The organism is Mesorhizobium sp. M0862 (genome assembly GCF_040319795.1).
Classification (GTDB): Bacteria; Pseudomonadota; Alphaproteobacteria; order Rhizobiales; family Rhizobiaceae; genus Mesorhizobium.
This window is the reverse complement of sequence record NZ_JAMYOJ010000007.1, coordinates 224,861-249,100: the sequence shown is the minus strand read 5'-3', so window position 1 is coordinate 249,100 and position 24,240 is coordinate 224,861. Positions and strand designations below refer to the sequence as shown.

Sequence of the window (24,240 nt, the reverse complement as noted above, 5' to 3'; positions counted from 1 at the left end):
TTCGTGCTCACTCTAGCATCTGATCGCCGGCTGCCCTTCGCGGCAGCTGGCGCACCATCCTTTGGCACAGAAAGACATTGAATGGCCGCGGCCGGTTCCATGGTCAGTTCCGCTCCTGGACGCAGCGCGCTCGCCTGGGTAATGGCCGCGTGGGCGAGCTTCGTGCTCTTGCCTTGGTACAAGGTCGAAGGCGGCTTCCTGTCGTTCGACTGGCTGGCACAGCCGACGGATGCGACGCCGGCCATCATCCTGGCGCTCGGTGGCCGGCCCTGGCTGTTGCCGCTTGTCCTGCCGCTTCTGCTGGCGAGCTGGCTGGTGGCGCGCAACAAACCCAAGAGCCTTGCGATTGCAGGCGCGGCGGGCCTGCTGTGGCTGGCCATCGAAGGCTTTTCCATCATCCATTCGGGCTGGGGATTTGGCTTGCTTACCCAGATCGCCGGCACGCCGGGACCGATGCAGCCGGGGCTCGGCTGGGGCGCTGCGCTCTATGCCGTGGCGATGCTGATGTTCATCGCCGAGGCGCTCGCCGCGCGCGGCTGGTGCAAGGGCGACCGCTTCGTCGTCGGCTCGCTCTCAATCGTGATTGCTTCGCTGATCCTGTTCGTCGCCTATCCGCTGCTGTCGATCCTCACCTCCGCCATCAAGGACAATGACGGCAATGTCGTGCCGGCGCTGTTCGTCGAAAAGATCTTCAGCGCCAACATATGGAGCCTGCGCTGCCTCTATGGCGAGGGCTCCTGCGGCGTGGCGTGGAACACGGTGGCGATCGCAGTCCTCGTCGGCTTTTTCTGCACGGCGCTTGGGCTGGCTCTGGCGCTGATTGCGCTTCGCACCAAGCTGCCGGCCAAATGGCTGCTGCGCGGCCTGTCCATCCTGCCGATCATCACGCCGCCCTTCGTCATCGGCCTGGCGCTGATCCTGCTGTTCGGCCGCGCCGGCATCGTCACCAACCTCATGTCGGTGCATCTCGGCATTCCGCGCAGCCGCTGGATCTACGGCATGGCCGGCATCACCATCGCGCAGGTGCTGGCCTTCACGCCGATCGCCTTCCTGGTTCTGGTCGGCGTGCTGCAAGGGGTCAGCCCGAGCATGGAGGAGGCGTCGCAGACCTTGCGCGCCAGTCGCTGGCGGACGTTTCGCACCGTCACCTGGCCGTTGATCCGGCCGGGCCTGGCCAGCGCCTTCCTGATCTCGTTCATCGAGAGCATGGCCGATTTCGCCAATCCGCTGGTGCTGGGAGGCAATTTCAACGTGCTGTCGACCGATATATTCTTCGCGGTGGTTGGCGCGGCGCACGACCAGGGCCGCGCGGCGGTGCTGGCGATCGTGCTGTTGATGTTCACGCTGGCAGCCTTCGTCATCCAGCGCCGCTGGATCGGCAGCCGCAGCTACGTCACCGTCGCAGGCAAGGGCGATGGCGGCGTACCGGCGACGCTGCCCAAGGCCTTGCGGATCGGCTGCTACGCCGCCGTCGTTCCGTGGCTGGTTCTGACCATCGTGGTCTACGGCATCATCCTGAGCGGCGGTTTCGTGCAATCGATCGGGCGCGACAACACGCCGACGCTCGAATATTTCCTCACCGCCTTTTCGATCGAGAAAGGCGTCAATGGCTGGTTTTTCAGCGGCTCGGCCTGGCCGTCGCTGCTGATGACCATCGGCCTGGCGCTGGTGGCGATGCCGTTCACCGCGGCGCTCGGCATCCTGACGGCCTATCTGCTCGACCGGCAGCGTTTCGCCGGGCGCACCATGTTCGAGTTCCTGGCCATGATGAGTTTCGCGATTCCCGGCACGGTAATCGGCGTCAGCTATATCCTTGCCTTCAACGTGCCGCCGGTGCAATTGACCGGCACCGGGCTGATCATCGTGATCTCCTTCATCTTCCGCAACATGCCGGTGGCGATCCGTGCCGGGCTCGCCAATCTGGGCCAGATCGACAAGAGCCTGGACGAGGCATCGCTGACGCTTGGGGCGCGGTCTTTTGCTACCTTGCGGCGGGTGATCCTGCCGATCCTGAAGCCGGCGATCGTGACCGCGATGATCTACAGTTTCGTGCGCGCGGTGACGGCGGTCAGCGCCGTCATCTTCCTGGCGAGCGGCCGGTTCAACCTTGCCACGGTCTACATTGTCGGGCGCGCAGATGTCGGCGAATACGGCATCGCGATTGTCTATTCGGCGGTGATGATCGTCGTCATGATGGTCATCCTGATCGGCATCCAGCTGCTGGTCGGCGAACGCCGGCTCGGCCGGCGCCGGCCTGGTCCGGAAGCCGTTGTGGCAGCAATCTGATGGGGAGAAGCGGCGTGGATCAGACGGCGAAGAATGCTGCCCCGGTTGTCACGGACAGGCCGGCCGTGCGGTTCGAGGGCGTCACCAAGAAATACGGCGCGGTGATCGCCGTCGACAATGTCAGCTTCGACATCGCGCCGGCCAGCCTGGTGACGCTGCTCGGGCCCTCGGGTTGCGGCAAGACGACGACGCTCAGGCTGATCGCCGGGCTGGAACAGACCAGCACCGGGCGCATCCTGATCGGCGACAAGGACGTCACCTTGCTGTCCGCCGCCGAGCGAGATGTCTCCATGGTGTTCCAGTCCTATGCGCTGTTCCCGCACATGAACGTGATGGAGAATGTCAGCTACGGCTTGCGGGCTATGGGGCTTGGCAAGGCGCAGGCAGCCGAGCGCGCCGCCGAAAAGCTGTCGCTTGTCGGCCTGTCCGGCTACGAGAAGCGCCAGCCGAGCGAATTGTCCGGCGGCCAGCAGCAGCGCGTCGCGGTGGCGCGAGCCATCGTGCTGGAGCCGAAGGTGCTGCTGTTCGACGAGCCGCTGTCCAATCTCGACGCCAAGCTGCGCCGGCGCGTGCGCGACGAAATCCGGGGTCTCCAGCAAGATCTGGCGCTGACCATGGTCTATGTCACGCATGACCAGGAAGAGGCGCTCGCCGTCTCCGACCGCATCATCGTCATGAACGCCGCTCGCGTCGCCCAGGACGGCACGCCGCGCGACCTCTACAACGAGCCGACCAACCGCTTCATCGCCGACTTCATGGGCGACGCCAATCTGCTCGACGTCGAGGTGCTTTCCAGCAATGCGACCAGTGCAAGGGTCAAGGTCGGACCCTTGCTGCTCGACATGCCGGGTCGCGGTAACGCTCCGGGGCCGGCGATGCTCGCTGTGCGCCCGAATGCCGTGCGCATCTTGCCCGGCCAGCCAGCGGGCACCATGAAGGGCCGGGTGGTCAAGAGCTCGTATCTCGGCGACCACATGGAATACCGCATCGCGATCAGCGATCCGGCGGTCGAACTGTTCGCGACATCGCCTGATGTCACACCCGCCGTGGCGGAAGGGACGATGGTCGGGATCGATTTCGATCCGGCGAAGATCGTGCTGATCAAAGACGATTGAACGCGCCGGGAAAACCGTTGCACACTGTCTGGCGTTGCTTGGTGACGCGTCACAACAGGCGGCGACCAGGGATTAGCGTTCCAGTTTGCATTGGGTTTAGATCGTTCTGTTTGCATGCTCGCCTGTTGCGAGCCTGTGGATCACCAAGGGCGCATCGACCGAACTCAAACGAGCTTTTCCAGCGTGATCGGAAGGCTTCGAATGCGTTTGCCGGTCGCGTGGAAGACGGCATTACCGATCGCAGGTGCGACCCCTACGACACCGATCTCGCCGACGCCTTTGCCGCCAAGAGCGGTTGCCTGCATGTCCGGAATTCCAACCGAAATCACCTGGATGTCGGGCACATCGGCGTTAACCGGGACGGCGTAGTCGGCAAAATTCGCGTTGATGGTGCGCCCGTCTCGCTGGTCGACGTAACCTTCTTCCAGGAGAGCCTGCCCGAGACCCATGACCATACCGCCGATCCACTGGCTTTCCGCAAGCTTCGGATTGAAGATCCTGCCGCTATCGAATGCCGAGACCATGCGCTTGACGCGGATCGTGCCAAAATCCTCATCGATCCGAACTTCCACGAAATGCGCACACCAGCTATGGGCCGAGACGCCTCCTTCCACAGCGCCCTTCAACTGTGCAAAACTGCGGTCAGCTCCGTTCTTCATCTCCTCGGTGGCGCCGGGAGCAAAGGTGTTACCCTCGATTTCCAGTTTGTCTTTGCCCACTGCCTTCAAGAGTTCCGCGATGCCGATACCGCCGTTCGGCCGTCGGGTCGGTTGCACCGAGCCGTTTTCGAACGTGAGGTCAGTCGCCTTCGAGGCTGCCAGCGGCGACTTCGGATCGGATGCGGCAAGCGCCAGCAAGGCGTCCCGTGCATTCCTGGCCGCCTTGTCCACCGCTCCCGTCAGGTTGTTGGCCTGCTGGGAACCGCCTGCGAGCGCCGATCTGGGGAGGAGGGTATCGCCCAGCCGCACCGCGACTGTCTCAACAGGAACGCCCAATGCGTCAGCCGCTGTCTGGGCGAGAATGGTATAGGTCCCCGTTCCCATGTCGGTGCCCGCGCTGAGGACTTCGATCTGTCCACTGGCATGGAGTACGATCTTGGCTTCGCTCGCGGTACGGATCATGGGGTATGACCCGGCGGCCATTCCATAACCGATCAACTCGCGGCCTTCGCGCATCGAGCGAGGGGCCGGGTTCCGGTTCCACCAGCCGAAGGCTTCCGCGCCCACGGCATAGGCTTCGCCTAACTGTCGAGTGCTCCACTTCATCCCATTGCTGGGATCCGTCTCCGCCCAGTTGGCAAGGCGCAGCGTGACCGGATCCATGCTGAGCGCGTACGCCAGCTCGTCGATCGCGCTTTCCACAGCATAGGCACTGGGGTTTTCGCCGGGGCCCCGTTTCCAGCCGGGCTGGACCGTATTGACCGGGACGACGTTGAGACGCGAAGAAAAGTTCGGCGTCGCATACATGATCTTCGTCACATTGTTGCAAGCCTCGATATGGACTTCGTCAATCGCCGTCTCGTTCCAGCTCTCATGGACGATCGAGCTTATCTTTCCGTCCTTCGAGGCTCCGATTGAGAGTGTCTGCCGTGTCGCCGGTCGGCCGCCAAGGCCGGTAAAGGTCTGCGGCCGCGTGAGAGAAACCTTGATCGGCCTGCCCAGTTTCCGCGAGGCCGCGCAAGCCAGCCCCACATGCGGATGTGCCCCGATCTTGGACCCGAACCCACCGCCGACATAAGGCGAGATCACCCGCACATTCTCGATGCCGATGCCGAGCCATTCCGACACGACGCTCCGTGCCCCGCCAACCCACTGGCTGGGCTCCCAGACGGTGATTTTCCCGTTCTCCCAGGAAGCGATGCACGCATGCGGCTCCATCGGCACATTGTATTCGCGTGACGTCGTGTAAGTTACGTCTACCTTGACCTCGGCATTGGCCAACGCTGTCGCCGCATCGCCCCACGCGGCACCCATCTCATCGATGGGCTGCACTTTTGCCTTGGGATCGTTGATGTCGAGAATAGGGTCGCCGTCCTCATATTCGATCTTGAGAAGACTTGCCGCTTCCGTTGCCTGCTCAAAGGTTTCTGCGACCACGAGCGCGATATGCATGCCGTTGAAACGGACCACATCGTCTTGAATTGGGGTAAATTCCTCGGTCGCTCCGCCGCCCTTGCTGTAGACGGTCGGCTTGTTGAGCTTCAGGGAATTCTGCGCGGTGTAGACATCCAGGACACCCGGTAGAGCCTTGGCGGCCGACGTATCGATACTGACGATACGCCCTGCCGGCCGCGTCGATTGGACGGTAACGCCATAGGCCAGGTTCTCCAGCTTCTGCTCGATCGCATAGCGAGCCTGCCCGGCTACTTTCAACGGGCCTTCGGCGCGGGAAAGCCTGGCACCGAGAGCTGGCGCCTTGGCGGGGACGGTCTCAGCCGCAACGGCTTTTGACGAGAGATCGACAGCGGCGCGAGCGACAGCGGCTACGCCGGCGCCGAGCTTCAAGACGGTGCGGCGGTTGAGTTCGAACGCGTTACCATGTGTCATGCGATACCTCCTACCGTCATCAGGGCGCGGGCCACGACCTTCGGTGCCAGTTCAATCTTGAATGCGTTGTGTCCGCTCGACTTCGCGCCGTCGCCGGCGGCTGACGAGGCGCTTCGAAGCGTCGCCTCGTCGAGCGTCTTTCCCTTGAGCAAATTTTCGACGGCGCGCAGGCGCCAGGGTTTGGTGGCGAGGCCGCCGACCGCAATGCGTACTTCGCGAATTGTCTTGCCATCGGCTTCCAATTCGATTCCGACAGCGGCGCTGGCCGCGGCGAACTCGTACGACGCGCGATCCCGGACCTTGAGATAATGCGAGCGTTCCAGGGCTGCCGAACGCGGGATCTCGATCCCGACGATCATCTCTCCGGGCGACAGATTATGCTCAAGGTGTGCGGTATCGCCAGGGAGCAGGAAGAATTCGTCGGCGGGAATTTTGCGTTCGGAAGCTCCCCGGATGATGACCGTGGCGTCGAATGCCACCAGGGAAACCGCAAAATCTCCGGGGTAGATTGCTATGCACGCGTCACTCGTGCCGAGCACCGCGTGGTTGCGGTTGACGCCGCCAAGGGCAGCGCATCCGGAACCTGGATTGCGCTTGTTGCAGTTCGAATAAGCGCCCGGGTCGCGGAAGTAAGTGCAACGGGTTCGCTGCATCAAGTTTCCACCGATGGACGCCATGTTGCGCAGCTGTGCCGAGGCAGCGCGCCACAGGCTTTCGGAAAGCACCGGCGCAGCCTGCTTGATATCGGCGTGGTCGGCGACCTTGCTCATCTTGGCGAGCGCACCGATGCGAATGGCATCCGCCGATACCTCGATCGTGTCCAGGCCGGGAAGGCGCGTGATGTCGACCACCCGCGCAGGACGCTCGACATTCAGCTTCATGAGGTCAAGAAGCGTGGTCCCACCGGCGAGAAATCTTGTCTCTGGCTTGGTAGCCTCGGCAAGCGCCCTCGCGGCATCTTTGGCGCGGAGATACTCGAAAGGTCTCATAGTGCTGCCTCCTTCTTCAGGCGGCTGGCGGCATCGCGCACCGCGGCGACGATATGGGGGTAAGCGCCGCACCGGCAGATGTTGCCGCTCATGTATTCGCGGATGTCCTCGTCCGTATCGGCGTGGCCCTCACGAATGCATGCAACGGCCGACATGATCTGACCGGGGGTGCAATAGCCGCACTGGAATGCATCGTGCTCGATGAACGCGGTCTGGACTGCGTGCATCACGCCGTCGGCAGCCTGGAGGCCCTCGATCGTCGTGACCTGACGGCCTTCGACCTGGGCCGCCAGCGTCAGGCAGCTCAATACCCGCTCGCCGTCGACGTGGACGGTACAGGCGCCGCACTGCCCATGATCACAGCCTTTTTTCGTGCCGGGCAGGTTGGCATGCTCGCGTAGTGCGTCCAGCAGAGTCACGCGTACATCAAGATTAAACTGGTGGCGCCGGCTGTTGATGTCCAAGGCTAGCTGTCGGGGCTCTGGCATGTCGTCTCCTCGGTGGCGGGCGGGATTGGGACTTCTCGCGAAATCGATCGGACCGACGAAGCCTACGGCATCGGTCGGAAAGGGACGTCTATTCAAAGGCCTGTCATTGGCCGGTTGCCTAAGGGTCAACCCTCAGGAGAGCACGGACGCGACATCCGAATTAGCCCTCAAAATTCGCATGAGCCTATCGACGGCGCTCATAAATAGACCTGCGACGACGGCAGTGCTGAATGCGACGTTCAGCTGTCGAAGGCCAGCGACCCGGATAGCTCCTCATGGGCATCGACCTGCTGCTGCAGCAGAGCGAGTTTCTGCCTGACCATTGCAAGAGCATCGGCGCCGGCGATGAACCGACGGGGCAACTCCGGCTTGTCGACCAGAGTGATCAACGCCTGCGCGAGTTTCGCGGGGTCGCCGACTTGCTGGCCGTTCGCGGCTTTCCAACCCGTTATCTGCTGGGCGCGACGTTCGCTGTAATCGCTGACGAATGACGGAGCATATTGTGTGGATTCGTCCGTCAGCAGCTCCGTGCGGAAAAACCCGGGGTTCACGATCATCGTTTCAATGCCGAACGGCGCCACCTCGGCTTGCAGTGACTCGATCCAGCCATCAACGCCGAACTTTGCCGCGGCGTATGCAGAACAGAACTCAAAGCCGACCAGGGCCGGCCGTCGATGAGATGGCAATGACCTTGCCAGAACCCTGCGCGCGCATGACCGGCAGGACTGCGCGCGTGACATTCATGGCGCCGGTCAGGGTGGACGCGAGCTGAAGTTCGATATGGGCCGGAGTCAGGTCCTCGAAATAGCCGGCATAGAAGCCCGCGGCATTGTTGACGAGCACGTCCAGGCGACCAAAGCGGTCGAGGGTTGCCTTCACCGCAGCATCGGCGTCGGCCGGCTTGGTCACGTCCAACGTCGCGACCAAAAGATTGTCCCGTTGGCCGATCGCCTCGGCGACCCGATCTGGGTTACGACCGGTCGCAACGACCTTATCGCCGATGGCCAGGACCGCTTTGGCAAAGTCGAGGCCCATACCTCGCCCTGCGCCGGTGATCATCCATACTCTACTCATAGTCGTATCCTTCCTGGTCGGTATCTTTCAGTTTATGCCGCGTTGGCTTGGCACGTCCGTCTCAGCGTTTCGTTGTCTGCCAAGTGAAATAGGGAATAGGACTCGATACGATTAGCCTCTATAATCTGCATGAAGTTAGAAATGGGATTGATAAATGAGGCGCGGAGATTTCAGCGAGTTGGCAGTCTTCATCGCCGTAGCAGAGGCGGGCAGCTTCACGCGCGCCGCAGCAAAGCTTGGTCTATCGCAGTCGGCGCTCAGCTACGCTGTCAGAACGCTGGAACAGCGCATGGGAGTCCGGCTGATCTCACGCACCACCCGCAGCCTGTCCGTGACGGTAGCTGGAGAGCGCTTGCTGCGAAGCCTGCGACCGGCCTTCGATCACATCGAAAGCGAGATCGCCGCCGTCGCCGCCCAGCGCGACAAGCCCACTGGCCTCATTCGCCTGACGACATTCCGGTATGCTGCCAAATCAGTACTGTGGCCCGTCATCGCCAGACTCCTTCTGAAGTATCCGGATATCGAAGTAGAATTGAGCCTGGACGAAGGTCTGGTTGACATCGTTGCAAACAAATTCGACGCCGGTATCCGGATCGGCGAGCAGGTCCAGAAGGACATGGTGGCAGTAAGGATCGGCCCGGACCTGCGTATGGCGGTAGTTGGATCACCGTCGTATTTTGCAACCCGAACGGTTCCAAAGACACCGCGCGAACTTGGGGAACACAAAGGCATCAGCTACCGTCAGAAGACCGGCGGCGGGCTCTTTGCCTGGGAGTTCGAAAAACGCGGTGAGGAACTTGAAGTCAGGATGAATGGCCCACTCATTATCAATGACGGGGAAATGCTGGAGGCTGCGGCCCTCGACGGGCTCGGACTAGCATACACATTTGAAAGCCAGGTCGCTCCGTTCGTCGCAGACGGACGCCTGATCCGGGTGCTGGAAGACTGGTGCCAACCCTTCCCGGGCTATCACCTCTATTATCCCAGCCGACGCCAGCACACTGCAGCGTTCGCTCTTCTTGTGGAGGCACTCCGTCTCAAGGCGTGACGGAAGGGCGAAAACACGCCGCTCTAACTTGGCAAAGTGAGTTATCCCTCCCTCATCAGCACAATTTTCGGGCCTCCAATCGATTCCTCCGTCGCAACTTATCCCTTACGACTGCGTCGCGGTGGCCGTCCGATTCCGAGCCTTGAAGCTGCCAGTCGCTTCCGGCCCCTAATGCGGTCATTCCCTGATGCAGGTTGAGATGGCCTCGTGCTGGCAGTGGCTGACAACTTTTAGGCAAAGCGGATCCTTCTTGTAATGCGGCCCGCCATGATGAGGATGTCGGGCTCTTTGCTGCTTCTGCTCTATCTCTAAATTAGGATGCCTTCTCACCCTCAGATGTCTGGATCAGCCTGCGCGCGGCATCTGCTCCTGCCGCAAGGAAGCGATCCGACAATTCGGTCCCTGCCACCGCGCGGGCCAGTTGAAGCGCGCCGATGAGGGTCGCAAAGACGCCCATGGCAACGCCTTCCGGATCCCTGGCCTGCGGAAGCGCTGCAGACAACTGGCGCACCAAAACCAGCAAGCGTTCGGTGTAGACTTGGCGCGTTTCGAGCGGCTGACGCGCGAGTTCCGGGAGCAGCGCGGCGTTGGCGCAGCCCGTTCCCGGATTGTCCCGGTGCCCGGCTGACAGATACGCCGCTATCCCCATCTCCGGACCACCGGCGGCCAATACCTCTTGCAGTTGCTGCACCTGGCTCTCTAGCGCCGCTACCAGGCTTTCACGCACAAGCTCCGCCTTGGATTGGAAATGCGGATAGAAGGCTCCGTTCGTCAGCCCGGCGTCGCCCATGATGGCTGCCAGTCCGGACGCGGCGATGCCGTCACCGCGAAAACGCTGGGCTGCGACCTCGACGATGCGATCGCGGGAGGCGTCCTTTCGGCCCTTTTCGTAGCGCATGGCGCTCTTCCTTTCTGCTATTGCATTATGGGTGTAATGTGATATTACGATCATAATTCAATCAACGGCAAAAAGCTAGCCCTCATGTCTGTGGAGTATCAAATGAGTACCCTTTCAGAAAGAACCGCAGTCGTGACCGGAGCCTCTTCGGGCATCGGCCGCGCCAGTGCCGAGGCCTTGGCGCGGGTGGGGTATACCGTCTTCGGGACAAGCCGCAGCAAGGCCGGCAACGGCCCGGCTAAGGTGTCCATGCTGACCTGCGACGTGACCGACGGGGAGTCCGTCAGCGCCCTCGTTGCAACCGTGCTGGCCCAGACCGGTCGTATCGATCTGCTAGTGAACAATGCCGGTGTCGGCCTGCTTGGCGGCGCCGAGGAATCTTCGGTCGCACAGGTGCAGGCTCTGTTCGACGTCAATCTGTTCGGCGTCATGCGCATGACCAATGCGGTGTTGCCGTCGATGCGGCGCCGCGGCCAAGGGCGCATCGTCAACATCGGCTCGATTCTGGGATTGGTGCCCGCGCCATACTCAGCGCACTACTCGGCGGTCAAGCACGCGCTGGAGGGCTATTCGGAATCGCTCGATCATGAGGTTCGCGCCTTCAACATTCGCGTCTCGGTCATCGAGCCGGCATTCGTGCGCACCGTCTTCGACCAGAACGGCATCGAGCCGGATTCCCTGTTGAAGGAGTACGATCAAGCGCGCGCCGGGCTCAAGGCGCTGCTTGCCGATGTGATGCCCAAAGCCGATCGGCCGGAAGTGGTGGCGGATGTGGTCGTCAAGGCAGCGACCGACGCCCGTCCGCGACGGCGCTATACCGCAGGGAAGGCAGCGCGCCAGGTCAGCCTGCTGCGCCGCTTCGCCCCCGCGGGGATGTTCGACAAGACCTTGCGCAAGCAGTTCCGCCTGCCGGTCTGAACAACGGTGGGACGGAGAATTTCACGCACAGACAGCAGGCCAACAGACACTCTCAGAAAGTCACTGCCATGAAGGCATTCGTTGTCGACAAATATAGCAAGAAAGGCATTTTGCGGCTGGCCGAGATGCCGGAGCCGGAGCTGCTGGACAATGACGTCCTGGTCGAGGTCCATGCCGCCGGGGTGAACCTGCTGGATTCCAAAATCAGGACCGGCGAATTCAAACTCGTCCTTCCCTATCGCCGGCCCTTCATCCTCGGTCACGACGTTGCCGGGAGGGTTGTCAGGGTGGGCTCGAAAGTCCGCAAATTCAAACCCGGCGACGCCGTCTATGCGCGGCCGCGCGACGGCCGGATCGGGACATTCGCCGAATTCATCGCAATCGATGAAGCCGACGTGGCGCTGAAGCCGGCGAACCTCAGCATGGAAGAGGCGGCCTCGATCCCGCTGATCGGTCTGACCGCCTGGCAGGCTCTCATCGAGAGGGCGGGTCTGAAGACAGGCCAGAAGATCTTCATCCAGGCTGGCTCCGGCGGCGTGGGGACATTCGCCATCCAGTTGGCAAAGCACCTCGGCGCGATCGTTGCGACAACAGCGGGCGCGGCAAGCAACGATCTGGTCAGGGATCTCGGCGCCGATGTCGTCGTCGACTACAGGAAGGACGACTTCGAGAAAATCCTGTCGGGCTACGACGTCGTCCTGAACAGCCAGGACGCCAAGACGCTTGAGAAATCCCTGACTGTGCTGAAACCGGGTGGGAAGCTCATCTCGATTTCCGGTCCTCCGGATCCCGAATTTGCCAGGAAACAGAGACTGAACGTGGTGCTAAGGCTGCTGCTGCGGCTGCTGAGCCGTGGTATCAGGACCAAAGCCAAGCGCCGGGGCGTGGGATTTTCGTTCCTGTTCATGTCGGCGCAAGGTGAGCAGCTGAGCAAAATCACGTCCCTCATCGAAGATGGGGCGATTCGCCCGGTCGTCGACAGGGTCTTTCCTTTTGAAGCGACCAATGAGGCGCTGGCTTACGTCGAAACAGGACGCGCCAAGGGCAAGGTCGTCGTCAAGGTCAGATAGCGCGCCCAGTTGCTTTGGGGCATTTGAGAGACACCAAGCAAGGCAGCGCAAGGCCGACAAATTCCGAAAACGGTTCGGCATCCGATTGCCCAAACCTCAGTTGTTGCGGATTGCCACGAAGCTTGCCGCTGCCTTCAGCAAGGATGCCTGTTCACCGTATGGCTCAAGCAATTCATGGGCCTGCTTGACCAGCCCATGGAGCTGGCTGCGCGCCCAGTTCGCGCCATGCAGCGCCACCAGCGTCGCCTTGCCGGCGGCTGCGTCCTTGCCGGTCGCCTTGCCCATCTGGCTGGCATCGGCGGTCAGGTCGAGCAGGTCGTCGGCGAGCTGGAAGGCAAGCCCGACCGCCGAGCCGAATTCGGCCAGCCGGTCGCGGTTCTGCGGTGCGGCGCCGGCAATGATCGCGCCGGCTTCGCAGGCGAAGCGGATCAGCGCGCCGGTTTTCATCGCCTGCAGCCGGATAATGCCGGCTTCGTCCGGCCTGTTGCGCTCGGCTTCGAGGTCGAGCGTCTGCCCGCCAACCATGCCCCCGGTGCCAGCCGCGCGCGCCAGCGCCAGCACCAGCGCCGCCCTGCGCTCCGCCGGCAGCGCCGTCGCCTCATCGGCGAGGACATCGAAGGCAAGCGTCAGAAGCGCATCGCCGGCAAGTATGGCGGTAGCTTCATCGAAGGCCTTGTGCACGGTCGGCTGGCCGCGGCGCAGATCGTCGTCGTCCATGGCAGGCAGATCGTCATGGATCAGCGAATAGCAATGCACGCATTCGAGCGCCGCCGCCACGCGCATCGCCGCCTCGCCATCGGCGCCAAAAAGGGCGGCACTTTCCATGACCAGGAAGGGGCGCAGCCGCTTGCCGCCGTTCAGCACGCCATGGCGCATGGCCGCCATCAGACGCTCCGGTCGGGCGATCTCGCCGGCAAGCGTGCGGCCGTCGAGCAGCAGCCTGAGCCCGGCCTCGATCGCCGCCGCCCGCCCCAGAAGTGCGGCCTCAAAGGCCAATTGCTCGTCTTTCGTCATGGCCGGGAGCGGTAGCCGACACTCAGACGTTGCGCAAGAAGCCTCGCGCCATTATGCCGGAGGCGGGAGAGTGGCGCGGGTGGGGGCGGCTTGACGGAACCGATCGTCGATCATGAAACCGAAGGGTTTGAGATGGCGCGACCAAGGCGCGTGAACCGCGCCGGTCTGAAGCGCCTGGCACGGCGCGGCCTGGTCGTCGCCGTCGTGCTGGCGGCGATACCCATTGTGCTGACCTTCCTCTATCTGCCGTCCTTCGTGCATCCGATATCGACCTTGATGGTCAAAGACCTCGCGACCTTCTCCGGTTACGACCGGCGCTGGGTGTCGATCGACGATGTGTCCCCGGTGCTGGCCAATTCGGTGATCATGTCGGAGGACGGGCAATTCTGCTTCCATCGCGGCATCGATCTCGGCGAATTGCGCGGCGTCGTCGACGATGCGCTGGCCGGCGAGGCGACGCGCGGCGCCTCGACCATCACCATGCAGACGGTGAAGAACCTTTTCCTGTGGTCGCGGCCGCTGGGCTCGGTGCGCAAGGTGGTCGAACTGCCGCTGGCCGTCTATTTCGACGCGGTGATGTCGAAACGGCGGACCATGGAGATCTACCTCAACATCGCCGAATGGGGGCCGGGCATTTACGGCATCGAGGCGGCGGCGCAGCACCATTTCGGCGTTTCGGCCAAACAGCTGTCGCGGCGGCAGGCGGCATTGCTGGCCGTCTCGCTGCCCAATCCGATCGCCCGCAATCCGGCCAAGCCCGGTCCGGGTCTGCGGCGGCTGGCGTCGCTGATCGAACGCCGCGCCGGCCGTTCGGGCGCGTATGTCGGTTGTCTTGATTAGGTAGAACCGCTGCCAGTTCAAAAAAAATCGCCACGGTGCTGGCCAAAACGGCGCAGGGCGTGTATAGGCACCCGACTTTCTCAGATTATGGCCCTGACGCGGCCCTTTCACGAGGGCTATCGGGGCATTTTGACCATGTAGTGGAGCATATCCATGGCCGTTCCGAAACGAAAAACCTCTCCGTCCAAGCGCGGCATGCGCCGCTCGGCCGACGCTCTCAAGGCCCCGACCTATGTCGAGGACAAGAATTCCGGCGAAATGCGCCGCCCGCACCATATCGACCTGAAGACCGGCATGTATCGCGGTCGCCAGGTGCTGACGCCCAAGGAAAGCTGAGACCAGCTTTCGAAGGGTTTGAATGCCAAAAGAACCGGCCATTGGCCGGTTTTTTTGCGTTTGGTGCGCGTCGCGCCGCCAACTATGCCAAAGACCGGGCGTCCGTGGCGATACAAGCTGCGGCGGCGGTGCTGTATTGAGTGATGCCTTGTCGCGGCGCTTCCGCGCGATGATCGGCCGGCTTCAGAGGGACCGCATGACCAAGCTCACCACAGCACCGCGCGATATCTTCCAGACCTTCATGAACTTCCCGCTGGTCGAGGACCTCGATGCGCTGAAGGCGGATGTCGCCATCATCGGCATGCCGTACGGCAGTCCCTACACGATCGACGAGCTGGTCAACGACCAGACCAACGCGCCGACCGCGGTGCGGCGCGCCTCGCAGCGCATCAGCCTCGGGCTCGACCGCTATGATTTCGACATTGGCGGAACCCTGTTCGACGGGCAGGACGTCAAGGTGGTCGATGTCGGCGATGTCCCCGGCGATGCCGCCGGCAGCCACTACAGGTTGGCCGAAACGGCGATCCGCAAGATCCGCGTCGCCGGCGCCTTGCCGATCACCATTGGCGGCGATCACGGCATTCCAATCCCGATCCTGCGGGCGCTTGACGGCGAAGGGCCGATCACCCTGGTTCAGATCGATGCCCATCTCGACTGGCGCGACAATGTCAACGGGGTCAGGGAAGGCTATTCCAGCCCCATCCGCCGCGCTTCGGAGATGGCGCATATAGCCGGGATTTTCCAGCTCGGCATCCGCGGCCAGGGCAGCGCCCGGCTCGAGGAGGTCGAGGCGGCCCGCGCCTACGGCTCCAACATCGTCACCGCCAATGAATGGCAGGATATCGGTACGGCGGCGCTGCTCAAGCGCATCCCGGACCGTGGCCGCTATTACCTGACCATCGATGCCGACGGTCTCGATCCCGCTGTCATGCCGGCGGTCGAAGGCCCGGCGCCTGGCGGCATCAGCTATCGGCAGACGATCGAACTGATCAAGGGGCTGTTCGCCAAGGGACGTGTCGTCGGCATCGACATCGTCGAGATCGCGCCGGCGCGCGACGTCAACGAGATCACCTCGATGACCGCCGGCCTTTTCATCCTCAACGCTATCGGCGCCGCCGTGCGGACAGGCCAGTTCAAGCGCTGAATCCCGGCGTGTCGGTGGTCAGCCGGGGCAACTGTGGCTGACAGGGTTGTTTCGCGCGGTCTTTTTCCGTGTTTGCGGGCGCTAGCGAAAAATCTTGACGGCGTGCCTGCGGGGCATTCTACAGAAGGTGCCCCCATTGTTTAGGCAATTCCTTGGGAAACCGCTTTCCTGGAATTGCTAGAGGAGACGCCTGATGTTCGGTGCCATCCCGCTGCTGATCGTGCCCTTCGTGGCCTACAATCTCGGACTCCTCGGAATATTCGGCAGCGGCGACGATCCGTGGGCGACCGAGATCTTCTCGTTCAGCATGATGTCGGGCGGGGTGTTCTCGATGACGCTCGGCGACCTGATGGTGGTGATCGGGCTGATCTTCCTGTTCCTGGAAATGGTGAAGTCGGTGCGCACCACGAACGCCTCGATCATGGACCATCTGTTGTCGACGCTGGTCTTCGTGGCGTTCCTGGTCGAATTCCTGCTGGTGAAGGGCGCGGCGCACTCCGTCTTCTTCACGCTGATGGTGATCGCCCTATTCGATGTGCTGGCCGGGTTTTCGGTGTCGATGCGGTCGGCGAGTAGAGACATAAATTTGAACTAGCCGCCTTCGTTGGATGGTCGCATCCGTTCGCGATTGGCGTGGCTGCTCTTTCTGGTCGTCATCCTGGGGCGAAGCAAGGAGCGAAGCGACGCGGCGCAGACCCTGGGATCCATTCCGTGAAGCTAAGGCGTTGCAACGGTTCAGAATTCTGCTCCGCTTACACTTGCGGCAAAGGTCGCGGCATGGATCCCAGGGTCTTCGCGACGGAGTTTCGTTCCTGCTTCGCCCTGGGATGACGAAGCTCCCCCTCAGCCCGGATCGGCGGTGAAGCCCGCCGCTTCGATGCCGGCGATGGCGGCGGCTTCGTCATTGTCCGACGTATCTCCCGAAATTCCGACGGCGCCGATGACGGCGCCTGCCTTGTCGCGGATCAGCACGCCGCCGACGACCGGCAACACGCGTCCACCGGAGACGTCGGAAATGCCGGCGACGAGATGCGGCCGCTCCTTGGCGAAAGCCTCGACACGGCGCGAGCCCATGCCGATGGCGAGCGCGCCATAGGCCTTGCCGGCCGACATTTGCGGGCGCAGGAACGAGGCTCCGTCCTGACGCTGGAAGGCGACGAGATGCGCGCCGGCGTCCAGCACGGAAACGCCGAGCGGCTTGAGCTTCAGCTCGGCGCCCTTGGCGAAGGCGGCGTCGATGATGTGCTTGGCTTTTTCGAGGGTCAGTGCGGTCATGGCTGTCTCCTGATCAAAACGCGTCAATCATCGACCTGACATGCGGGATGCGAAATCCCGGTTGCGGTTGAAATTGCTTCGCGTGGGAAAGCGGAAATGGCGGGCATTGCTGATCGTGGCACATGGCGGCGGATACGATCCGCCGGCATCCAGATCGGGCGTCGATGAAGAAGGCCGCGCTATTTTTTCTTGGCTCGGGGCGCTTTCTTGACCGGAACGGCAGGGGCGTTGGCGAGGTCTTCCGCTTCCTTGGCAAGGCGCAATGCCCGGAGCTTGTTGGTCTTGGCCTGGCGGGCGTCGGCCTCGGCGACATACTCCGCCATCGCCTTTTGCCGCACCGTGGCGGCCTCTTCCTGCTTCTTGAAACGCATATCCGCCCGGGCGCGGGCAGTATCCTTAGAGTTCTCGACCAAGAGCGTTATCCAATCCCGTAAATTATGTTTTTCAGCCCCTTGATAGCAGAGCCGGCCTGATAATGGGGAAATAAGTTGGTCAAGCGGCGGGGGCCTCGATGCCGCTCGACGCCTTGCGGGCGACCACCGCCTCATATCCGGCCTGCAATGTAGCGCGGACGGAAGGCTGCGCGGGTGTGGCGACAGGCGTGCCCAGATGGTCGTGGCGCAACTCGTCCATGAACTGCTCCCACATTGGCGGCCCGCCTTTCTCCAGCAGTTCGGCGCGGATCGAAAGCTCCTCGCTCACCGGCAGCCAGACGCGGCCCCAAGCGCCGAGATGCGCCATGATCGGCACCAGCGTGATAGCCATCTCGGTCAGGCTGTAGATCGCCTTCTGCTTGTGCGAGGGGTCGTCGGCCTTGGTCAGCATGCCGAGTTCCATCAGCCGCTTCAGCCGGTCGGCCAGGATGTTGGAAGCGATGCCCTCGATCGAGCCGTTGAGCAGTTCGCGAAAGTGGCGTTTGCCGCCAAAAATCATGTCGCGCAGGATGATCAGGCTCCAGCGATCGCCGAACACTTCCAGCGACAGATTGATAGGGCATCCCGAGCGGTGTTCGGTTTTCATCCGACTCTCCTCAAAAACCAGTTGCATTATCGTATCAGTTTTATTATCGTGCAACCGATTGCAAAACGCAATCAGTTTGATTGGCCTTTGATTGGCCCATGCGAGGAGAGTCCCATGACACGGGCAGCAGCACCCGAAATCGTCTCCCAGACGTTTGGGGATCCCGTCGATCCAACCGTTCTGCTGATCATGGGCGCCATGGCCTCGATGCTCTGGGGGCCGGAGGCGCTCTGCAAAAAACTCGCCGGCGAGGGCCGTTTCGTGATCCGCTACGACAATCGCGATACCGGCCTGTCGACCAAATATGCGCCGGGCGAGCCGCCGTATACCTTCGACGACATGGCGGACGATGCGGTGCGCGTCCTCGACGGTTGCGGCATCGGCAAGGCGCATGTGGTCGGGATGTCGATGGGCGGCATGATCGCGCAACGACTGGTGTTGAAACATCCCTCGCGTGTCATCACACTGACGGTGATCAGCAGTTCGCCGGTGGGGATCGATACATCGCACCTGCCGGGGACGACCGAGGCCTATATGGAGCACTCGGCCGATGGCGCCAAGGTCGATTGGTCGGACCGCGACCAGGTGATCGGCTTCGTCGTCAAGGATGCGCGTGCGATCGCCAGCACCGCGCATCCCTTCGACGAGAAGGCGATGCGCGCGTTCGTCCAACAGGACTACGACCGATCCGGCGGCTTCCTGAGCGCGACTAACCATTTCATGCTGAAGGGCGGCGAGGATCTGAAAGGACGCCTGCGCGAGATCAAGGTTCCGCTGCTCGTCATTTACGGGACATCGGATCCGATCTTTCCGGTCGACCATGGCGCAGCCCTTGCCGACGCTGTTGCCGGCGGGCGGCTTGTCCGCATCGAAGGCGGTGGCCACGAACTGCATCCCGACGACTGGGGCACGATCGTCGCCGCCATCGTGGCGCATACCAAACCCTGAAGGCAGTCTCGAACCTTGACACATTCGCCTCACGGAAATAGTTAAGTAAATGCTTCAGTGTTGGCGCTGGCTGGCACCGCTCCAGCATCGACGAACCGCAAACAGACGAGCAAAAAATGTCCCTGACCTTCCATTTCCATCCGCTGGCATCGTTCTGCTGGAAACCGCTGATAGCGTTTTACGAGAACGATACGCCCTTCACGCCGGTTATCGTCGACCTCGGCGATGAGCAGTCGCGGGCAGCGTTCCTGAAGGTGTCGCCGACCGGCAAGATGCCGGCGCTGCGTGACGATGCACGCAACCGCACGGTGCTGGAATCGACCATCGTCATCGAATATCTGGCCGCGCATTATCCCGGGCCGGTCGAGTTCATCCCGGCCGAGGCCGACCTTGCTCTCCAGGTCCGCCAGGCCGACCGTTTCTACGATTTCTACGTGCAGGCGCCGATGCAGAAGATCGTCGGCGACAGGTTGCGCCCGCAGGACAAGACCGATCCGTTCGGGGTCGACGAGGCGCGCGCGCAATTGCGCAACGCCTATGCGATCATCGGGGAGGAGATGCGTTCGAAACTCTGGGCGGCCGGCCCCACCTTCACCATGGCCGACTGCGCGGCCTCGCCGGCGCTGTTCTACGCCAACAAGGTCGAGCCATTCGGCGACAGTTATCCGGCCGTGAAACGCTACCACGACCGCCTGCTCAAGCGGCCGTCCTTCGCCCGGGTGGTCGAGGAGGCGCAGCCCTACTTCAAGTTCTTTCCCTACAATAACGGCTGATCGCGATGCTGCACGATCCCGCCCAGCTCGACCTGATGTTCCAGGCGCTCGCGGACCCGGCCAGGCGCAGCATGGTCGAGCGGCTGTCGCGTGGGCCGGCCTCGGTCAGCCAGTTGGCCGAACCGCTGGCGATGTCGCTGTCGGCCGTCGTCCAGCATCTCAACGTGCTCGAAGCAAGCGGGCTGGTGCGCTCGGAAAAGCTCGGCCGCGTGCGCACCTGCCAGATCGCGCCGCAGGCGCTGCGTAGTGCAGAACACTGGATCAACGAACGGCGGCTGACATGGGAGCGTCGGCTCGACCGGCTCGGCGATTTTCTCGCCGGGACCGAATGACCTGAAGCAGAGGAGAAATGACCATGCCCGGCAAAAGCAGAGCGGAGTTGATCCGCGGCTATTTTTCCGCCTACCAGGCGAATAACAAGGCTGCCGTCGCGGCGGTTCTCGCCGACGATTTCACCTTCACCAGCCCCTATGACGACGCCATCGACCGTGCGACCTATTTCGAGCGCTGCTGGCCGGACAGCCCGGCCTTCAGCTCGATCGTCATCGAGCGGATATGCGAGGACGAGGACGCCGCCTTTGTCCCCTATCGCTGCGAGACGGCGGACGGAAAAACCTTCCGCAACACCGAACTGCATCTGTTCCATGGCGACAGGTTGCGCGCCGTCGAAGTCTATTTCGGCGCGTCCTATCGCGACGGCGTCTTCGTCGCGCAGAAACCATCAAGCTGACCAAGAGGACCCGACCATGGCCGAACGATCCGTCGTCCACTCCACCTTCGTCCTCGAGCGCCTCTATCCAGTTGCGCCGGCGAAAGTCTATTTCGCGCTCAGCGATCCGGCCGCCAAGCGGCGCTGGTTCGCCGACCCCGACAACCCGATGACCCACAGGCACGAAATGGATTTTTGCGTCGGCGGCCAGGAGGTCAATGCCGGCGGGCCGAAGGACGGGCCGATCCACACCTATACCGCCACCTATCAGGACATCGTGCCCAACCAGCGCATCGTCTACAGCTACGACATGCTGTTCGGTGATGTCAGAATCTCGGTTTCGCTGGCGACAATTGAGCTTCGCCCGGAAGGCACGGGCACGCGTCTGGTGCTCACCGAGCAGGGCGCGTTTCTCGATGGGCACGACACACCGTCATCGCGCGAGCATGGTACCCGATTCCTGCTCGATGCGCTGGGCAAGGCGCTGGCAACGGACACTTGAAAGCCAGGGAGGCGAGCTGGAATCTCGCCTATGCTTCCCAGAACTGATCAAGCCAAATATTGAGCTTGAGGAAGCCGGCACTGCTGACTGTATAGACCCGCCTCGTGCCCTCGGCCCTGGCCTGAACCAGACCGGCGTCCAGCAACACTTTCAAATGCTGGGACACGGCCGGGCGGGAGACTGGAAGGCCCGAAGCCAGCTCGTTGACAGTTTTCGGGCCACGCCGGAGCTCTTCCAGAAGATAGCGCCGGTTGGGGTCGGCAATCGCCATGAAGGCGTCAGAAAAGATCATGCCTATACTTGTGGGGCAAAGCTTTTCAAATCTCAACCGTCGGCTTCCGCTTTTCTGAGCCGCAGTGCTTCAGGGGTGACCGAGCGATCGGCCGGCTGGGTCTTGAAGGCATCGCGGTCTTCGATCGGCACCGGCGCGCGGCGGCTGATGCGCAGCAACGTGTAGGCGGCGAGGCTGAGATGCGCCAGCGCGGTGGCCAGGAACAGGCCTTCGGGGCGGAGCCAGCCCATCAGGGCGGCAGCCAGCAAGGGCCCGATCATGGTTCCGAAGCCATACAGAAGCAGCAGGCCGCCCGAGACCTTGACGAAATCCTCCGATCGGGCGTGGTCGTTGGCATGCGCCACGGCGATCGAATAGAGCGTGTAGGCAAAGGCGCCGTAGGCAGCGGCGAAGACAATGACGAGGACGGCGGAACGCGGTTCGAACAGGAAGATCAGGATGGCGAACAGTGCGGCGCCGAAAGCCGCGCCCGCCAGCACGAAACGGCGGTCGGTCTTGTCGGAGAGGCGTCCGGCCGGAAGCTGCATGGCCGCGCCGGCAATAACGACAAGGCTCATCATCAGTGCGATCTGGGCGGTGGAGATGCCGATACGGGCGCCGTAGACGGCGCCAAGCGTGCCCCAGGCGCCATTGGCGATGCCGACCAACAGGCAGGCGATCGCCGACACCGGCGAGTTGGCGTAGAGACCTTTGACGTCGAGCTTGACGTCCTGCAAAGGCTTGGGAGACGAAGCCGACGACACCGCGGTCGGGATCAGCGACAGGCAGAACAATATGCCGGTGATCATGAACAGCGATGCCGATCTGACGTCGCCGCCGGCAACGATCATCTGGCCGCCCATGATCGAGGCATAGGTGACCATCATGTAGAGGCCGAAGACGGTGCCGCGGTTCTCGTTGGTGGCCTTCTCGTTCAGCCAGCTTTCGATGACCATGAAGGCTCCGGCCATGGTGAAGCCGGTGAAGGCGCGCAGCAGGATCCAGACATATTCGTCGATGATCAGGCCGGTAAGCAACGCCACGATGGCGCCCGAAGCGGCAAAGGCGCCGAACGCCCGGACGTGGCCGGCGCGGCGCACCAGGCGCGGTGCGAAGAAGCAGCCGGTGACGAAGCCACCGGCCCAGGCCGTGCCCATCAGACCGAGCGATGCGGTCGAAAACCCTTCGATCTGGCCGCGCAACGGCAACAACAGGCCGTGCAATCCCGAAGCCGCAAGCAGGAAAGCGGTGCCGCGAAGCAGCGAGAGGATCGGCCTGTAGCTTGCAAACATTGTTTGATCCGTCTGGAGATTCGGTGGCGGGGTCTGAAGACAGGCGCATTCGGGCTTTTCGGCGGCGGATGCTCAACGCCGAAACTAATGCGAAAACTAGCCGCGGCGAAACAGGGCTTCGGCCGCCGATTTGGTGCTGCCCTTGGTCTGGAGCTCGGCTTCGAGCCGGGCAATCTCCTCGCGCAGGATGCTGATCCGTTCGGTAAGGTCACCGACCGAAAGCAGCGACAGATCCTGTCCGATCTCATGCGGGCGGGCTTTCTTTTTGGGTTCGTCGTCGAAGATCGCCATCGTCGCTCCTCCCTATTCAGTATTGGGCTGATTTGGCCATTTGCCTGATCCGGCAATCAGCATACATAGGGCAGGGGCGCAGATGCAAACAGCCGGCAAGAAGCTGGCAGCCGGCGACAGACCGGCGGACCGAGACGGGAAATTTCATGGCGAGCGGACATAAAATTCCAGCCACGATGACGGCCATCGCAATCTCGCAACCGGGCGGGCCGCGGGTGCTGAAACCGGAAACGCGCGACGTGCCGGTGCTTGGTCCCGGCGAAATCCTGATCCGCGTGCGTGCGGCCGGCGTCAACCGCCCCGACGTGCAGCAGCGCAAGGGCGCCTATCCGGCGCCGCCCGGCGCTTCCGACCTGCCCGGTCTCGAGGCATCGGGCGAAGTGGCCGCCCTTGGCGACGAGATATCGCGCTGGCGCATCGGCGACCGGGTCTGCGCGCTGACGCCGGGGGGCGGTTATGCCGAATATGTCAAGGTTCATGCCGGCAGCGTGCTGCCGCTGCCCGCCGGCTTCACCCACACGGAGGCGGCCGCGGTTCCGGAAAACTATTTCACCGTCTGGCACAATGTGTTCGAGCGCGGCGGCCTGAAAAAGGGTGAGACGCTGCTGGTCCATGGCGGCTCATCGGGCATCGGCACCACGGCGATCCAGCTGGCGTCGGCCTTCGGCGCCTATGTCGTCACCACCGCCGGCAGCAAGGAAAAATGCGACGCCTGCCTTAAACTCGGCGCCGACCGGGCGATCAACTACCGCGAGGAGGATTTCGTCGCGGCGGTCAAGGATGCGACCGGCGGCAACGGGGCCGACATCATTCTCGACATGGTCGGCGGCGACTATATCGCGCGCAACTACGAGGCCGCCGCGGTCGAGGGCAGGATCGTCCAGATCGCCGTCCAGGCCGGCGCGGTGGCGAGCGCCGATTTCTCGAAAATCATGGTCAAGCGGCTGACCCACACCGGCTCGACGCTGCGGCCTCGCACGGTCGAGTTCAAGGCGGCGCTCGCCGCCGCACTGGAAGCACAGGTGTGGCCGCTGCTCGGCACCCGGAAGGTAGCGCCGGTGATGGACATGATCTTCCCGCTGACCGACGCCTGGCGGGCGCATGAGCGCATGGAAGAGGGCGAGCATATAGGCAAGATCGTTCTCGACGTCGGCTAGATGGGGCGAGATTCAGGTGAGGCCGGCCTGCGAATGGCGGCTCCCTGCGCTTCCGGCCTTCGCCGGCCGAAGCCCTCATGAGGGTTGCGGCAGTTAAGGCTACGGCCGGCGTAGGCCGGTGTCACGTACTGAAGTACGCTCCGCTCCGGTTCTCGGGAGCCGCCATTCTCGGCTCGGCCTGACCTGAATCTCGCTGATCCTCCGCGCTCAGCCTGTCGGCAAGATGAACACAAGCT

Annotated in this window: 26 protein-coding genes and 1 pseudogene; 15 read left to right on the top strand and 12 right to left on the bottom strand. The window is 62.7% G+C overall.

Annotated features, from left to right (window positions below):
- Positions 1–81 precede the first annotated feature (81 nt).
- On the top strand, positions 82–2,286 hold the full coding sequence (locus NKI15_RS13740) for an ABC transporter permease (protein WP_502898692.1): 2,205 nt from the start codon (positions 82–84) through the stop codon (positions 2,284–2,286).
- Positions 2,287–2,300: 14 nt separating this feature from the next.
- Positions 2,301–3,401 (top strand): ABC transporter ATP-binding protein, encoded by a 1,101-nt coding sequence (locus tag NKI15_RS13735; RefSeq protein WP_352514796.1) that lies wholly within the window; start codon positions 2,301–2,303, stop codon positions 3,399–3,401.
- A gap of 164 nt (positions 3,402–3,565) precedes the next feature.
- On the opposite strand, the gene NKI15_RS13730 is transcribed toward NKI15_RS13735, so the two are convergent.
- The 4 genes and pseudogenes from NKI15_RS13730 to NKI15_RS13715 form a co-directional block, all read right to left on the bottom strand.
- On the bottom strand, positions 3,566–5,947 hold the full coding sequence (locus NKI15_RS13730; protein ID WP_352445296.1) for a xanthine dehydrogenase family protein molybdopterin-binding subunit: 2,382 nt from the start codon (positions 5,945–5,947) through the stop codon (positions 3,566–3,568).
- Positions 5,944–6,936 (bottom strand): FAD binding domain-containing protein, encoded by a 993-nt coding sequence (locus NKI15_RS13725; RefSeq protein ID WP_023825013.1) that lies wholly within the window; start codon positions 6,934–6,936, stop codon positions 5,944–5,946. The genes NKI15_RS13730 and NKI15_RS13725 overlap by 4 nt, the downstream gene beginning before the upstream one ends.
- A complete protein-coding gene (locus NKI15_RS13720; protein ID WP_023730815.1) occupies positions 6,933–7,424 on the bottom strand; it encodes a (2Fe-2S)-binding protein in 492 nt (163 codons plus the stop codon). The genes NKI15_RS13725 and NKI15_RS13720 overlap by 4 nt, the downstream gene beginning before the upstream one ends.
- Before the next feature lie 239 nt (positions 7,425–7,663).
- Positions 7,664–8,498: pseudogene (locus tag NKI15_RS13715) on the bottom strand (SDR family oxidoreductase).
- 154 nt (positions 8,499–8,652) lie between these two features.
- Between NKI15_RS13715 and NKI15_RS13710 the strand changes: the two are divergent.
- Positions 8,653–9,546 (top strand): LysR family transcriptional regulator, encoded by an 894-nt coding sequence (locus NKI15_RS13710; RefSeq protein ID WP_352514795.1) that lies wholly within the window; start codon positions 8,653–8,655, stop codon positions 9,544–9,546.
- A 313-nt stretch (positions 9,547–9,859) separates the two neighbouring features.
- Here the strand turns inward: NKI15_RS13710 and NKI15_RS13705 are convergent, their stop codons facing one another.
- Positions 9,860–10,444, bottom strand: coding sequence for a TetR/AcrR family transcriptional regulator (locus NKI15_RS13705; RefSeq protein WP_023825010.1), 585 nt, complete (start codon positions 10,442–10,444; stop codon positions 9,860–9,862).
- 102 nt (positions 10,445–10,546) lie between these two features.
- Here NKI15_RS13705 and NKI15_RS13700 point away from each other — a divergent pair, with 102 nt between their 5' ends.
- Both NKI15_RS13700 and NKI15_RS13695 read left to right on the top strand, forming a co-directional pair.
- On the top strand, positions 10,547–11,362 hold the full coding sequence (locus NKI15_RS13700) for an oxidoreductase (protein ID WP_352514794.1): 816 nt from the start codon (positions 10,547–10,549) through the stop codon (positions 11,360–11,362).
- 68 nt (positions 11,363–11,430) lie between these two features.
- Complete coding sequence (locus tag NKI15_RS13695; protein WP_352445290.1) at positions 11,431–12,432, top strand: NADP-dependent oxidoreductase; 1,002 nt, start codon at positions 11,431–11,433, stop codon at positions 12,430–12,432.
- A 96-nt stretch (positions 12,433–12,528) separates the two neighbouring features.
- Here the strand turns inward: NKI15_RS13695 and NKI15_RS13690 are convergent, their stop codons facing one another.
- Positions 12,529–13,446, bottom strand: coding sequence for a polyprenyl synthetase family protein (locus NKI15_RS13690; protein ID WP_352445288.1), 918 nt, complete (start codon positions 13,444–13,446; stop codon positions 12,529–12,531).
- Between the two features lie 132 nt (positions 13,447–13,578).
- Between NKI15_RS13690 and NKI15_RS13685 the strand changes: the two genes are divergently transcribed.
- From NKI15_RS13685 to NKI15_RS13670, 4 genes are all read left to right on the top strand, one after another.
- Positions 13,579–14,286, top strand: a complete 708-nt coding sequence (locus NKI15_RS13685) for a biosynthetic peptidoglycan transglycosylase (RefSeq protein WP_352514826.1) — start codon at positions 13,579–13,581, stop codon at positions 14,284–14,286.
- Between the two features lie 153 nt (positions 14,287–14,439).
- The gene (gene rpmF / locus NKI15_RS13680) at positions 14,440–14,622 is read left to right on the top strand and encodes a 50S ribosomal protein L32 (RefSeq protein ID WP_008834724.1); all 183 of its coding nucleotides are present in this window, start codon (positions 14,440–14,442) and stop codon (positions 14,620–14,622) included.
- A 196-nt stretch (positions 14,623–14,818) separates the two neighbouring features.
- Positions 14,819–15,766, top strand: a complete 948-nt coding sequence (locus tag NKI15_RS13675) for an agmatinase (RefSeq protein ID WP_023690073.1) — start codon at positions 14,819–14,821, stop codon at positions 15,764–15,766.
- Between the two features lie 193 nt (positions 15,767–15,959).
- Complete coding sequence (locus NKI15_RS13670; protein WP_023670154.1) at positions 15,960–16,361, top strand: hypothetical protein; 402 nt, start codon at positions 15,960–15,962, stop codon at positions 16,359–16,361.
- 248 nt (positions 16,362–16,609) lie between these two features.
- Here NKI15_RS13670 and NKI15_RS13665 read toward each other — a convergent pair whose 3' ends face one another.
- From NKI15_RS13665 to NKI15_RS13655, 3 genes are all read right to left on the bottom strand, one after another.
- Positions 16,610–17,041 carry a GlcG/HbpS family heme-binding protein gene (locus tag NKI15_RS13665; RefSeq protein ID WP_023690074.1) on the bottom strand — a complete coding sequence of 144 codons (432 nt, stop codon included), beginning with the start codon at positions 17,039–17,041 and terminating at the stop codon, positions 16,610–16,612.
- Between the two features lie 179 nt (positions 17,042–17,220).
- Positions 17,221–17,454, bottom strand: a complete 234-nt coding sequence (locus NKI15_RS13660) for a hypothetical protein (RefSeq protein ID WP_023684002.1) — start codon at positions 17,452–17,454, stop codon at positions 17,221–17,223.
- Positions 17,455–17,533: 79 nt separating this feature from the next.
- The gene (locus tag NKI15_RS13655; RefSeq protein ID WP_023670151.1) at positions 17,534–18,061 is read right to left on the bottom strand and encodes a winged helix-turn-helix transcriptional regulator; all 528 of its coding nucleotides are present in this window, start codon (positions 18,059–18,061) and stop codon (positions 17,534–17,536) included.
- A 114-nt stretch (positions 18,062–18,175) separates the two neighbouring features.
- Here NKI15_RS13655 and NKI15_RS13650 point away from each other — a divergent pair, with 114 nt between their 5' ends.
- The 5 genes from NKI15_RS13650 to NKI15_RS13630 all read left to right on the top strand — a co-directional run bounded on the left by NKI15_RS13650 (position 18,176) and on the right by NKI15_RS13630 (position 20,993).
- The gene (locus NKI15_RS13650; protein ID WP_352886217.1) at positions 18,176–19,009 is read left to right on the top strand and encodes an alpha/beta fold hydrolase; all 834 of its coding nucleotides are present in this window, start codon (positions 18,176–18,178) and stop codon (positions 19,007–19,009) included.
- Positions 19,010–19,125: 116 nt separating this feature from the next.
- The gene (locus tag NKI15_RS13645) at positions 19,126–19,782 is read left to right on the top strand and encodes a glutathione S-transferase family protein (RefSeq protein WP_352886215.1); all 657 of its coding nucleotides are present in this window, start codon (positions 19,126–19,128) and stop codon (positions 19,780–19,782) included.
- Positions 19,783–19,787: 5 nt separating this feature from the next.
- Positions 19,788–20,114: an ArsR/SmtB family transcription factor gene (locus NKI15_RS13640; RefSeq protein ID WP_023699361.1), complete on the top strand. Its 327-nt coding sequence runs from the start codon at positions 19,788–19,790 to the stop codon at positions 20,112–20,114.
- Between the two features lie 23 nt (positions 20,115–20,137).
- On the top strand, positions 20,138–20,512 hold the full coding sequence (locus NKI15_RS13635) for a nuclear transport factor 2 family protein (RefSeq protein WP_352886214.1): 375 nt from the start codon (positions 20,138–20,140) through the stop codon (positions 20,510–20,512).
- Between the two features lie 16 nt (positions 20,513–20,528).
- Complete coding sequence (locus NKI15_RS13630; RefSeq protein ID WP_023826733.1) at positions 20,529–20,993, top strand: SRPBCC family protein; 465 nt, start codon at positions 20,529–20,531, stop codon at positions 20,991–20,993.
- Positions 20,994–21,021: 28 nt separating this feature from the next.
- Here NKI15_RS13630 and NKI15_RS13625 read toward each other — a convergent pair whose 3' ends face one another.
- The 3 genes from NKI15_RS13625 to NKI15_RS13615 form a co-directional block, all read right to left on the bottom strand.
- Positions 21,022–21,285: an ArsR/SmtB family transcription factor gene (locus tag NKI15_RS13625; RefSeq protein ID WP_023690079.1), complete on the bottom strand. Its 264-nt coding sequence runs from the start codon at positions 21,283–21,285 to the stop codon at positions 21,022–21,024.
- A gap of 32 nt (positions 21,286–21,317) precedes the next feature.
- Positions 21,318–22,556 (bottom strand): MFS transporter, encoded by a 1,239-nt coding sequence (locus NKI15_RS13620; RefSeq protein WP_023670146.1) that lies wholly within the window; start codon positions 22,554–22,556, stop codon positions 21,318–21,320.
- 96 nt (positions 22,557–22,652) lie between these two features.
- A complete protein-coding gene (locus NKI15_RS13615) occupies positions 22,653–22,847 on the bottom strand; it encodes a DUF1192 domain-containing protein (RefSeq protein WP_023670145.1) in 195 nt (64 codons plus the stop codon).
- A 146-nt stretch (positions 22,848–22,993) separates the two neighbouring features.
- On the opposite strand from NKI15_RS13615, the gene NKI15_RS13610 reads away from it, so the two are divergent.
- Positions 22,994–24,004, top strand: coding sequence for an NAD(P)H-quinone oxidoreductase (locus tag NKI15_RS13610; RefSeq protein WP_352886212.1), 1,011 nt, complete (start codon positions 22,994–22,996; stop codon positions 24,002–24,004).
- Positions 24,005–24,240 lie beyond the last annotated feature (236 nt).

Coding starts and splice junctions, on each gene's coding strand:
- NKI15_RS13725 (WP_023825013.1), bottom strand. CDS start 6,936: ATGAGACCTTTCGAGTATCTCCGCGCCAAAGATGCCGCGAGGGCGCTT.
- NKI15_RS13705 (WP_023825010.1), bottom strand. CDS start 10,444: ATGCGCTACGAAAAGGGCCGAAAGGACGCCTCCCGCGATCGCATCGTC.
- NKI15_RS13710 (WP_352514795.1), top strand. CDS start 8,653: ATGAGGCGCGGAGATTTCAGCGAGTTGGCAGTCTTCATCGCCGTAGCA.
- NKI15_RS13615 (WP_023670145.1), bottom strand. CDS start 22,847: ATGGCGATCTTCGACGACGAACCCAAAAAGAAAGCCCGCCCGCATGAG.
- NKI15_RS13665 (WP_023690074.1), bottom strand. CDS start 17,041: ATGACCGCACTGACCCTCGAAAAAGCCAAGCACATCATCGACGCCGCC.
- NKI15_RS13610 (WP_352886212.1), top strand. CDS start 22,994: ATGGCGAGCGGACATAAAATTCCAGCCACGATGACGGCCATCGCAATC.
- NKI15_RS13720 (WP_023730815.1), bottom strand. CDS start 7,424: ATGCCAGAGCCCCGACAGCTAGCCTTGGACATCAACAGCCGGCGCCAC.
- NKI15_RS13640 (WP_023699361.1), top strand. CDS start 19,788: ATGCTGCACGATCCCGCCCAGCTCGACCTGATGTTCCAGGCGCTCGCG.
- NKI15_RS13695 (WP_352445290.1), top strand. CDS start 11,431: ATGAAGGCATTCGTTGTCGACAAATATAGCAAGAAAGGCATTTTGCGG.
- NKI15_RS13645 (WP_352886215.1), top strand. CDS start 19,126: ATGTCCCTGACCTTCCATTTCCATCCGCTGGCATCGTTCTGCTGGAAA.
- NKI15_RS13630 (WP_023826733.1), top strand. CDS start 20,529: ATGGCCGAACGATCCGTCGTCCACTCCACCTTCGTCCTCGAGCGCCTC.
- NKI15_RS13675 (WP_023690073.1), top strand. CDS start 14,819: ATGACCAAGCTCACCACAGCACCGCGCGATATCTTCCAGACCTTCATG.
- NKI15_RS13625 (WP_023690079.1), bottom strand. CDS start 21,285: ATGATCTTTTCTGACGCCTTCATGGCGATTGCCGACCCCAACCGGCGC.
- NKI15_RS13650 (WP_352886217.1), top strand. CDS start 18,176: ATGACACGGGCAGCAGCACCCGAAATCGTCTCCCAGACGTTTGGGGAT.
- NKI15_RS13685 (WP_352514826.1), top strand. CDS start 13,579: ATGGCGCGACCAAGGCGCGTGAACCGCGCCGGTCTGAAGCGCCTGGCA.
- NKI15_RS13670 (WP_023670154.1), top strand. CDS start 15,960: ATGTTCGGTGCCATCCCGCTGCTGATCGTGCCCTTCGTGGCCTACAAT.
- rpmF (WP_008834724.1), top strand. CDS start 14,440: ATGGCCGTTCCGAAACGAAAAACCTCTCCGTCCAAGCGCGGCATGCGC.
- NKI15_RS13690 (WP_352445288.1), bottom strand. CDS start 13,446: ATGACGAAAGACGAGCAATTGGCCTTTGAGGCCGCACTTCTGGGGCGG.
- NKI15_RS13620 (WP_023670146.1), bottom strand. CDS start 22,556: ATGTTTGCAAGCTACAGGCCGATCCTCTCGCTGCTTCGCGGCACCGCT.
- NKI15_RS13635 (WP_352886214.1), top strand. CDS start 20,138: ATGCCCGGCAAAAGCAGAGCGGAGTTGATCCGCGGCTATTTTTCCGCC.
- NKI15_RS13700 (WP_352514794.1), top strand. CDS start 10,547: ATGAGTACCCTTTCAGAAAGAACCGCAGTCGTGACCGGAGCCTCTTCG.
- NKI15_RS13655 (WP_023670151.1), bottom strand. CDS start 18,061: ATGAAAACCGAACACCGCTCGGGATGCCCTATCAATCTGTCGCTGGAA.
- NKI15_RS13730 (WP_352445296.1), bottom strand. CDS start 5,947: ATGACACATGGTAACGCGTTCGAACTCAACCGCCGCACCGTCTTGAAG.
- NKI15_RS13740 (WP_502898692.1), top strand. CDS start 82: ATGGCCGCGGCCGGTTCCATGGTCAGTTCCGCTCCTGGACGCAGCGCG.